Source organism: Halomonas sp. IOP_31 (assembly GCF_021151495.1).
GTDB lineage: Bacteria > Pseudomonadota > Gammaproteobacteria > Pseudomonadales > Halomonadaceae > Modicisalibacter > Modicisalibacter zincidurans.
The window spans coordinates 1-9,976 of sequence record NZ_JAIRBP010000059.1 but is presented as its reverse complement, the minus strand read 5'-3'; the positions used below and the strand labels follow the sequence as shown (position 1 = coordinate 9,976).

Annotated in this window: 13 protein-coding genes; 10 read left to right on the top strand and 3 right to left on the bottom strand. The window is 56.5% G+C overall.

The genetic code is table 11. The features are described from left to right. Window positions 1–55 precede the first annotated feature (55 nt). The 3 genes from K7I12_RS17745 (at window position 56) to K7I12_RS16955 (ending at window position 1,642) form a co-directional block, all read left to right on the top strand. Window positions 56–202, top strand: coding sequence for a JAB domain-containing protein (locus tag K7I12_RS17745; protein WP_231664767.1), 147 nt, complete (start codon window positions 56–58; stop codon window positions 200–202). A 188-nt stretch (window positions 203–390) separates the two neighbouring features. After that, complete coding sequence (locus K7I12_RS16960) at window positions 391–1,359, top strand: Rpn family recombination-promoting nuclease/putative transposase (protein WP_231664766.1); 969 nt, start codon at window positions 391–393, stop codon at window positions 1,357–1,359. A 13-nt stretch (window positions 1,360–1,372) separates the two neighbouring features. Next, complete coding sequence (locus K7I12_RS16955; protein WP_231664765.1) at window positions 1,373–1,642, top strand: hypothetical protein; 270 nt, start codon at window positions 1,373–1,375, stop codon at window positions 1,640–1,642. Between the two features lie 87 nt (window positions 1,643–1,729). Here K7I12_RS16955 and K7I12_RS16950 read toward each other — a convergent pair whose 3' ends face one another. Beyond that, window positions 1,730–3,061, bottom strand: a complete 1,332-nt coding sequence (locus K7I12_RS16950) for a site-specific integrase (protein WP_231664764.1) — start codon at window positions 3,059–3,061, stop codon at window positions 1,730–1,732. A 103-nt stretch (window positions 3,062–3,164) separates the two neighbouring features. Here K7I12_RS16950 and K7I12_RS16945 point away from each other — a divergent pair, with 103 nt between their 5' ends. From K7I12_RS16945 to K7I12_RS16915, 7 genes are all read left to right on the top strand, one after another. Beyond that, window positions 3,165–3,788: a helix-turn-helix transcriptional regulator gene (locus K7I12_RS16945; protein WP_231664763.1), complete on the top strand. Its 624-nt coding sequence runs from the start codon at window positions 3,165–3,167 to the stop codon at window positions 3,786–3,788. 194 nt (window positions 3,789–3,982) lie between these two features. After that, a complete protein-coding gene (locus K7I12_RS16940) occupies window positions 3,983–5,647 on the top strand; it encodes a hypothetical protein (RefSeq protein WP_231664762.1) in 1,665 nt (554 codons plus the stop codon). Window positions 5,648–5,741: 94 nt separating this feature from the next. After that, on the top strand, window positions 5,742–6,002 hold the full coding sequence (locus K7I12_RS16935) for a hypothetical protein (protein WP_231664761.1): 261 nt from the start codon (window positions 5,742–5,744) through the stop codon (window positions 6,000–6,002). Between the two features lie 99 nt (window positions 6,003–6,101). Then, window positions 6,102–6,908 (top strand): SapC family protein, encoded by an 807-nt coding sequence (locus K7I12_RS16930; RefSeq protein WP_231664760.1) that lies wholly within the window; start codon window positions 6,102–6,104, stop codon window positions 6,906–6,908. Window positions 6,909–6,958: 50 nt separating this feature from the next. Then, window positions 6,959–7,177 (top strand): DUF6447 family protein, encoded by a 219-nt coding sequence (locus K7I12_RS16925; protein WP_231664759.1) that lies wholly within the window; start codon window positions 6,959–6,961, stop codon window positions 7,175–7,177. Window positions 7,178–7,206: 29 nt separating this feature from the next. Continuing rightward, complete coding sequence (locus K7I12_RS16920) at window positions 7,207–7,635, top strand: hypothetical protein (RefSeq protein WP_231664758.1); 429 nt, start codon at window positions 7,207–7,209, stop codon at window positions 7,633–7,635. Between the two features lie 100 nt (window positions 7,636–7,735). Next, window positions 7,736–8,023, top strand: coding sequence for a hypothetical protein (locus tag K7I12_RS16915; RefSeq protein ID WP_231664757.1), 288 nt, complete (start codon window positions 7,736–7,738; stop codon window positions 8,021–8,023). A gap of 126 nt (window positions 8,024–8,149) precedes the next feature. Here the strand turns inward: K7I12_RS16915 and K7I12_RS16910 are convergent, their stop codons facing one another. Both K7I12_RS16910 and K7I12_RS16905 read right to left on the bottom strand, forming a co-directional pair. Further along, window positions 8,150–9,196, bottom strand: a complete 1,047-nt coding sequence (locus tag K7I12_RS16910; RefSeq protein ID WP_231664756.1) for a hypothetical protein — start codon at window positions 9,194–9,196, stop codon at window positions 8,150–8,152. Between the two features lie 300 nt (window positions 9,197–9,496). Then, on the bottom strand, window positions 9,497–9,865 hold the full coding sequence (locus K7I12_RS16905) for a YagK/YfjJ domain-containing protein (RefSeq protein ID WP_331460601.1): 369 nt from the start codon (window positions 9,863–9,865) through the stop codon (window positions 9,497–9,499). Between the last annotated feature and the right edge of the window lie 111 nt (window positions 9,866–9,976).

The following is a 9,976-nucleotide window of genomic DNA, read 5'->3' as shown; positions in this document are numbered from 1 at the left end:
GTGTCTCGACGCTGGGTAATTGATCAAAACGTGACCGATTCTTGCTGAATCCAGCATGAAGAGCTGGCCTGATCACTCAGCAGGCCGAACTCGCGCCAATGGTGCAATATTCAGGCTAGGCTTGGTGGATATTCGGGTGCTGGATCACGTGGTGGTGGGCCATGAAGGCTACACGTCGTTTGCTGAACGGGGGTGGCTGTAAGGCTACCTTCACCAAGTACCTTTGACACTGCCTGCCTCACGCTTGCCCTGACCGGCAGCGTGGGGCGGTGCTTGTCGCGTGGCGTTCTTTTTTCTTTACGCAGTGAATAGATAAGATGAGAGGGCGTGCGGTTAAGCGTTTGCCAGCGCGGGCTGTGGTAAAATACGGGCATTGAGATAGGAGTGCGCATGGCCAGCAAAATCCACAATCGCCACGATCATAGCTACAAATTATTGTTCTCTCACCCCGAAATGGTCAGAGACCTCCTGACGGGCTTCGTCAAGGAAGCCTGGGTCGAGCAGCTTGATTTTTCGACGCTGGAAAAGGTGAGCGGCTCCTACATCACTGAGGATCTGCGTGATCGTGAGGATGATATTATTTGGCGAGTGCGCTGGGGTGACGATTGGCTCTACGTCTATTTGCTATTGGAGTTCCAGTCTTCTGAAGACAAGCACATGGCCGTGCGGATCATGACGTATCAGGGGCTGTTGTATCAGGATCTGATTCGTCAGGAAGCCTTCACGCCGAGCGGAAAACTGCCGCCGATCTTGCCGATTGTGCTCTACAATGGGGAGAAACGCTGGACAGCGGCACAAAACGTCGCGGATCTGGTCGAACGAGTACCAGGAGGGCTTGAGCGCTATCGGCCAGACATGGCGTATTTGCTTCTCGACGAAGGGGCTATCGTCAGTGACCCGGCGTGGTCGGATCAAATGCGAAACGTGGCGGCTGCGCTCTTTCGGTTGGAGCACAACCGCGACGAGCAAGACATGCTGGAGGTGCTCGGCACGTTGGTTGAGTGGCTGAAGGCGCCTGAGCAAACGGGTCTAAGGCGGTCGTTTGTGGTGTGGATACGCCGCGTGCTGTTGCCTAGCCGGGCGCCTGAGATGGAGCTGCCTGAATTTTCGGATTTACAAGACTTACACGAGGTGCATGACATGCTGGCAGAACGGATCAAGAAGTGGCCTGAACAGTGGGAAGCGAGAGGAGAAGTGAAAGGTGAAGCTAAGTTTTTGAAAATGCAGATTGCTTCTAAGTATGGTGAGTGCCCTGATTGGGCCCAGAATAAGCTCAACGCGGCTGATGCTGAGCAGCTTGAGGCTTGGGGTAAGCGCATCTTCCGTGCCGAGACATTGGAAGAGCTGCTGTCAGACTGATGAGGTGAAAGTGATGAGCCACATCCGAGAGCTCAGCGCTGATGAAGAGACCCGCCGGCTGGCGTTTGTGCGGGAGCGGGCGCTCAGGGATGAAGTGTCATTTCTGAACGATGCCCGTCGAGAGGAAGCCAGTGATAACCTACGCTCTCTGATCAAGCTCAAGTTTGGTGACATGCCACAGTGGGTGGAGGCGCGTGTCGAGCAGGCTGACCATGATCAGCTAACGTCCTGGATGGACAAGATTCTGTTTGCTGATAGCGCCGAGGAATTGTTTAAGCGTTGACTCCGCGTTCTCCCGAACCCCCGCTTCACGCACAAAAAAGGGCAGCCCTGGTGGCTGCCCTTGTTGTATCTGTTGGGTGCTATTTTTTTATGCTGATGGTTCTCCGGCCGGTGGCTCACCGCTGTGAGGCGGTGACACTGTCTTGCCGGGTGGCGCATCGCGGGGTAACGCACTCTGGCGAGCCGGGCGGTTAGGTTTTGCACCGGGTAGCGCGTTATCCTTCTCTTCTTTTTCCTTCTTAGCTTTCGCTTCCCGCGTTTCACGATCCCACGGCACCGACGCCATTGCCGAATCCGCCGCATTTAACAGCGAATCATGCGATAGGTGCGCATAGCGCTGGGTGGTCTTGACCTGGGTATGGCCCAAGAGCTTTTGTACCTCGTACAGCGAATGCCCCTGGTTAATCACATAGCTGGCAAAGCTATGGCGCAGGTCGTGAATGCGCACGTCCTTCAACCCCGCCTTTTGCCGGGCCGTGTCCCAGCTATGAAAGATGCTCACGAAGGGCTTACCCGTCTTGGGGTTAGGAAATAAGTAGTCGTTGTCTTCCTTGCGCGGCAACGTCGCCAATAGCGATAACGCCCCCTGCGACAGCGGCACATGCCGCGTCTTGCCCGTCTTGTTGAACTCGATGCGCCACAGGCGCTGTGCCAGATCAAGATCCTGCCACCGAGCATGCAACACTTCCCGACGTCGTGCCCCGGTCAATAGCAGCATGGCGACGATATAAGGCAACAGCGGATTAGGTGAGGCTTCCAGGGCCTCGAATAACCGCAGTGCCTCGTCATCCTTCAAGTAGCGTTCACGCTGGTTGTTGATCGGGTAGGGCTCGATACCGGCTGTCGGGTTGCGTGTCATGCCCTCCACCTCCCACTTCATGGCCAGGTTGAAGATATAGCGGCACAGGATGAGCACTCGGTTGGTCGACGCAGGCTCATGAGACTCACGGTGGTGACTGAATACCTCAATCAGATGCTGACGCTTGATCTCGTCCAGGTACAGATTGCCGATCTTCGGCAGGACATGATTACGCAACAGGGTTTCATCCGTCTCCCAGCTGCGTTTATAGCCCTTGATATACGGCATGTAATGCGCTGACACGAAGGCGGCAAAGGTCGGCACGTTCTTGAGCGTGCGGCGTTGCTCAAAGGGGTCGTCTCCCATTGCCACCTGAGCCAGCACCTCATTCGCCGCCTTGCGGGCGTCGCTCAGCTTCATCACGGCTGTACTGCCCAGCTTGCGCTCCACCTGCTTGTCGCGTTTATCGCGGTAGCGGATATAGAACGCCTTGTGGCCTGACGCCAGCACCTTGAGCGATAGCCCCACCACTTTTTTATCGTAAAAATCGACCCTCGCCTTATCCGGCCGACAAACGGCCTGAGAGTCGACAAATCCTTGGTTAAGCGTTACCGTTGGCATTCAAAACCTCTCTTCTGTAGTGGGCTTCCTTTAAGTATAAAAAGAAACAAATCCGTTTGATGAGAATCATAGTAGAGCAAGAAGATACCGGAGGCAAACCTTCATGTACGACAATGTACGATTGTCCGCCGCCATGCGCATGGCGCGCGCCGCTTGCCTCCTGACACAACAGGAGCTGGCCGATGAGATCGGTGTGAGCAAATCGGTGATCGCTCGGAACGAAAAAATGGAAATGGCGATGCGCGCCGATACCTGGATACGGCTAGAGCACGCCATGCGCCACCGAGAGATTGAATTGGACCTGGTCAGTCAGGCGGACGGCATTCGGCTCTACATGAGGGGCAAAGACCTGGATATTGTGGCGATGCGGGTTGCCCGTGCGGCGCTGAACATCACACAACAAGGCTTAGCCGATATTCTCGGGGTCTCCAAGAATGTGGTGACGCGAGGCGAGCGTCCTGGCTCGATCATGCGATCCGATACGCTGGGCAAGTTGCTGGACAAAGCCTATTGGTTGGGAATCAAGCTCGACTGGACCCCGATGACCCAAGATCTGACCGTGCGTATTCGTCAATACGGAATAGAAAAGATAGAAGCGCTCCACCGGGGCGAACCGTTACCGGATGAGCCGGAAGACGAACTGGTGGAGACGCCGTTGCACGAAAAGCTCAGTGGGGAAACGCCCCAGGCCTACAAGACCCAAAAGCGCTCCCTAAAGGAGAAATAGCCGTAGGGTGAGACCATCGGTAAGTGGAAATGTGATGGAAAAAGTGGAAAGGGTAATATTCAAATAAAAACAATGGCTTAAAGGGGAATAGTTTCCATCAGCAAGGCAGGGCGGTTCGGCAGAAAGTGGAAATGTGATGGAAAGCGTCAGAAAGGCGCCTTTGAGGAGGGTAAAAGTTTAAGGAAATCAGTGTATTGCTGAAGAGTGCTACTGGCATGCTCACTGCAGATATCGGTGAAAACGTCGTTGGCACTACTGGTGATGACAGCTTCAGCGCTATCCAGGCTGCTACTGGTGCCGCGACCCTGAATGTTGGCGATCAAATCGATGGTGCTGCTGGTTTCGACACCTTGAATCTGATCACTGATTCTGGCGAACTGCCGACCGGCGTTACCGTCGAGGATGTCGAGCGCGTCAACCTGAACCTGGGTGCCGATAGCGAAATCGTCACTACCAGTGACTTCGGTGACGCACTCGAACAGCTTTGGCTGACTGGTAGCCACGCTGCCACGGTTGACGTGGCTGCTGACACCACTCTCGGTTTCTCAGGTAAGGCGGCGCAGGCAGTTACCACTGCCAATGTGGCCGGCGGTACTTTCAACCTGGCCGTGGCTAACCCGAGCAACAGTGTTCTGGTTAACGCAGCAGCAGCAGCAGGCGCCGCCGAGCTGACGACTGTCAACGTCTCTGGCGAAATGGATGACGGTGATGTCTATCTGGGTGACACTGATAACACCATCACCACCCTGAATCTTGCCTTGTCTGGCGATGCTGATGTCGACGCCAAGGGTGGCAATGCCATTACTGGCATGGGCAACCTGGAGACTGTCGATGCGTTCGACTCCACTGGCAAGCTGATGATCGACGTCGATGGCAACACAGGAGTTGACGTGACCGGTGGTTCTGGTGACGACTACATCATCCTGGGCAGCACGTTCGACGTTGATAACGAAATTGACGGCGGGGAAGGCAACGATACCCTGCAGGTTGAGTTGGGCACCGTGAATACTCAGGGCTACCTTGCGCTGAACGCTGTGGAGAATGTTGAAGAGGTCTACTTCAACACTGGCGCGACTCTCGATGTTGCCAAAGTCGATTCCGTTAGCACCTTCGGCTTCGAAGCTGGTGGCACTGTAACCAACGTTACCGATGAGACTTCACTCATTGCTCGTGACGACGGCACCCTGAACGTTGAGCATGCCGACAGCGATGCAGAAGGCGCTGCGGGTACCGTTAACCTGGAGCTGGATGACCAAGCGGCGGTAACTGTCGATGCTGCTACTGGTGGAGATGCCTTCGGTTTTGAGAGCTTGGTAGTGACCGGTAATGGTGCTGTCATCTTTGACAACAACAATGCTGCTGCCGACGTAAACGCTGCCACCTCCATCGATCTGAGTGGCTTGGCTCTGCTGGACGGTGATGATGAGATTGACGACCAGAACGATACGTCAACCATCACTCTGAACGGTAGTGTCGCTGAGTCTGTCACTCTGTCTGGCGGTATCGATAGCGTAGATGCTTCTGGCTCTACCTACGAGAACATGGATACCATCACCGGTTTCCAACTCGAAGATGGAGACGATCTGGCGCTGGCGGACAACCTGAACCTTGGCGCCCGTTCAGACACTACTCTGAGCGAGTTTGAAGTTGCCGACGGCTCCACGCTTGATCAAGCCTTTGTCAACGCGATCGCTGCCTCCAATACGGATACTTCAGCCAAGTTCTTCCAGTTCGAAGACAATACCTATGTTGTCGACGATGCAGGTACTACAGGCCAGCTGGATGATACCGACTTTGCCGTTAAGCTGGTTGGTTCTTATGACCTGAGCCAGGCTGACGGTACCATTGCCGTTGCTTAATCCCTCTCTTTGAGAAGGATGCCTATCTTCGGATAGGTTAAGGTACCTAAACCCCCGGCCTCGGCTGGGGGTTTTTATTGCTAACGAGGATTGCATGACCATCAAAGAATTTGAGGAGACCGTCTGGCACCTGGAAGGCATTCGCCTGGTGGTGCGCGAGACTGTCGATGTTCAGGTGGACGACTACGACTACCAGAATGCCGCCAATCGCACCTGGTCGATTGCCGAATGGCTGCGCAATCGCATCGAGCCGCGCCTGCCGGGTAGCGAGATCGTGGTGCTCGACGGCCAGGGCGAGCAGCCCAACCGCCGTACACGGCTGGATAACCTGCGCGGAAGCTACGTGACGGGCTGAGGCGGTGCCGATAGAGCGTTGAGTGCGCAAGTGCCAGACCCGGCGGGAGCCGGGGTTTTGTTACCATGGATGGTTCATGCATCACGCGAGAGAGTCAGCATGCCGGAATGGATCGCGGTGTCCCGCACCCAACACGCCGAAACGAATTTCTGGCCCCGTCAGGGCTACAACTTCGCCGCCCAGGATCAGGTTATCCCGATCCTGATCGCCGAACTCACCAAGTTGTTGCCGCATTACACGCTGGGCTTCATCCAGCAGGGCGAAGGCGCTCACCAGCGTTACCAGCCGGTAGCCCTGACCGGGCTGGGGGGCGAGCGCAACCTCTATTTACACTCCGACGGACGCTGGCTGGCCAGCTACGTGCCGTCAGTGCTGCGTGGCTATCCGTTTCGCATGGCCAAGGCCGATAACGACCAGCAGGTACTGGCGATCGAGCAGGACAGCCTGACCGATGACCCTTCCGCCCAGCCGCTGTTCGATGACGACGGCAACCTCACCGAGAAGGTCCAACAGACGCTGAACTTCCTGACCCAGTGCGACAACAACCGGCAGGTTACACAGGCGGCCAGCCAAAGGCTGGGCGATACCGGGCTGATCGAACCCTGGCCGCTCAAGCTCGAACGCGGGGAAGGGCAGGAGCCGTTGAGCGTGCAAGGGCTTTACCGCATCAACGAGAAGGCGATGAACGAGCTGGCCGCTGAAGCCTTTGCCGACCTACGCAATCACGGTGCATTGGCGTTGGCCTACGCTCAGCTGTTCTCGATGAGCCAGCTATCGCAGCTCACCGACCGCGCCAAGTTCCACGAGAAGCACCATGCCAAGCAGGCCGACCAAGCAGCCAGCCGGGACATCGACAGCCTGCTGGGTGGCGATGAGGACGATCTCACCTTCGATTTCGGGGATTGATTCCGTACCCTTGGTGGTTCATTTTTCGTGCAGATAGAGAGTTTTACCCAATGGCCGATACCGATACCCAAGCAAGCCAGACCGTGACCATCGACGGCACCGACTACAACTTGGCGGATCTTTCCGAGAACGCGCGCAGCCAGGTCACCAACCTTCGCGTGACCGATCAGGAAATCGCCCGGCTGCAGCAGCAACTGGCGATCTACCAGACGGCGCGTACCGCCTATGCGCGTGCGCTGAGCGAAGAACTACCCAAGGCCGAGCATTGAGTTGGCAATAGCTCCGATAAGGAGAGCGCGTGAAAATTCAAGAAAGCCCCATCAGCTATAGAACCCCATTGCGGGAGGCTCAGGTAAGGCTCATGGCCAAGCGCTGCCGTGAGATGCAGGCGCTATGGGACGACGCTCACGCCTCTTTCCTCTCGGAGGCTGGATGGCTTGAGAAAGCGCCCGTGTGCGACTTCATGGAGACGGCTGAGGCATGTGGTTTTATCTGTAAGGAGTGGGATGTCATGCCGGAGCTGAAAACGGTTGTTATCTCTTGGAATGGCCTGCCGCAAAGCGCCGACATGAGGTGGCTGCGTTATTTCCTGCACTCACTTATCCGCCATGACCTGGAGCAGGAGCTCGCCTACGAGTATCTGACGCTGCTGCTGGGCAAGGTGAACGGCTACGCGGCGTTAGCGGACGCCCTGGACGCGCAGCTGAAAAGCCGACAGAGCGGCTGATACGCTTCGGTGAAGGCTTTGCAAAGGGGGCGGGTGTCAATTTTGCCTGAGGCCATGTCTTGGCGTATAAACGGTGACCCTTGACCGCTAGAATACTGTCATGACCGACGCCCACGCTCCCCAAACCCCGATTTCCACCCCGGTTCGCGACGCGCTCCTGGCCGAGCTGGAAAATTACGAGCACCTGGCCTTCGTACTGATGACTCAGGCTGACTTGGACGGCTTGCGTTCGCTGTATGCCGGCTGGGTCAGGCGACTGGGCGACTCCCCCGAGGCTGTCGCAATCTGCGATGCTTTGGACGATTTCATCGACGCCTGCATCGAAGATGCCGACATCTCACGGGCACATCAGGACCTGGTGGCCACGATCCAAGAAGGCGGTGAATGATCTACGGTCACCGTGCCCTGCCCCCTAGACTCGCCAATCGTGCCCGTTTTGCCTCGTGAACGGGCCGCTGAGTTCCTTGTTCGGCCGAGTCGTTTTTCTGCCGGCCATAGAAGAACGGGGCGCCACCTACCTGCGCCACGGCCCACTGCCGCGGTCTTGGCTGCGTGGTCGGTGACGCGTCTCGTCTGTCTCACTCGAGGGGGCGTAATCGCCAAGGTAATCGAGTGTCGCCGAGTAATCCAGCAGGCGTTGCAATCGGCTCACCTCTCGTGTGTTGTCGTGGCGGACCTTGCCTACTTGAGAGGCTGATGTCGCCGCTGGCTCGCTATCTGACATTTGAGCCAGGCGTTCGCACTCAGTCGATCGCGTCAGGGCAATCCCCTGTTTACGGGGGCTTTGCTCGATCCAATGCCGTGCGACGGCGGTGGCAATGTCATCGGCGCTCTCGTCGCAGTAGTCTGGGTCGAGTAAGAGCACCAAGCTCAACCGCAATCCGCGCCATGGGTGATGAAAAATTCGCCATAGATAGCCCACTGTACCGATGCAGATCGGATTTTTCTTCTGCCCCAGCCGTTTTAGCAGCGCCTGACACCGCGAATGCAGCGTGTCGTAGGCATCTTCACTGAAGTCCTCTAAGGGCGTGCTGGCAAGCACTAGGTGCACGACCTGTAAACAAGCGTATTCCTGGAAAAGATTGTTGATCCACTCGACGCGGCTACGGTGCGCCTTGCGCTCTCGACGCTGGGCATTGGCTTGTGCTTGGAGGAAGGTGTCGCTCAGGCAGTGCTCCCGAAGGGCATGCATTGACGCTACTGGCGTTGTATGAGCCTGACGCTGATTGAATTCACGGAGCGCACCGGGATACCCGGTGAGCCGGATCGAATCGGGATAGTTGCCTAGCACCTTGAGCGCTCGTCGAAGTTGATTGGCCAGGTTGTCGCGGGGTGATACGGCGTCATCGAGTGAGGCACAAATCGAATGGAAGTCCGCCTCATCGAGCTCGACCCATGCCTGAATCTGTCGCGACAGGTTTTCCAGCGCCAAGCAATCGCGATAGTGGGATGCGAACCGTTTGAGCGGTTGCCCTGGCTGTAAGTCCAGATCCCAGGCACGTAGACGTTCGCTGGCGGTCGTCTTGCGAAGGGATCGTGTCGTCAACGGAAACAGGGGCATGGGTATAAACCTGCGGCCGGGAAATCGGCGATTGGTCGTTTGATTCGGCCACAGGCCGATTGACAAAGGGCACCGCGGAAGAGCTATTTTGCTTAAATTGGTTCCTTTTTTCGATATTTAGTTCCCTTTTCGAAAGTTACGGCATGTCGTGCTGACGGCGTTCATCGGAGGGACTCGCTCGATCAATGATGACGGCTGTGGCCATCGCCTCTTGGAAATATGAGCGTGATCGGTCACGCGTTGCGTTGACCATCGCTTTAACGGAGAGGCGGTGGCTAGGCCACCGCCGGCCACACTGTTTCAGATCTCGCTGGTCAACAGCCCCCGGTAGTGATCGCCGAACTCCTTGGTGTCGCGTTTGCAGAGGTAGCTCGTGCGGCGAAACGCATCGGGCAGACTTGCGTAGCCGTCCTCAGGCGTCAGGTAGTAATAGCCCACCCTCGAGTTACGATTACCCACCTTGACACGGGTTACGGCCTCTTCAGGTTTAACACGCAGAGCACTGGCCCAAGCCTTGGCCACGATCCCAAACAGATTGCTGCCCTCATAGCCGATAGTGCCTACTGTTTTATAAGCATGACCATTGAGCAACAGGATGACGTGGAAGTGAGGTCGTTTACTGCCACTCATTTCTCGGGCAACGATGTAGCGTACTGGACTCGTAACTATTCAGGTGGTTCTGAATTAGGGTCGCCAACCACCTGATTTCTCTGGCATAGTACGCACATCCGCCCACTACGCCATGCGGTGACATGACCATCAGCGACATCAACGTCGACG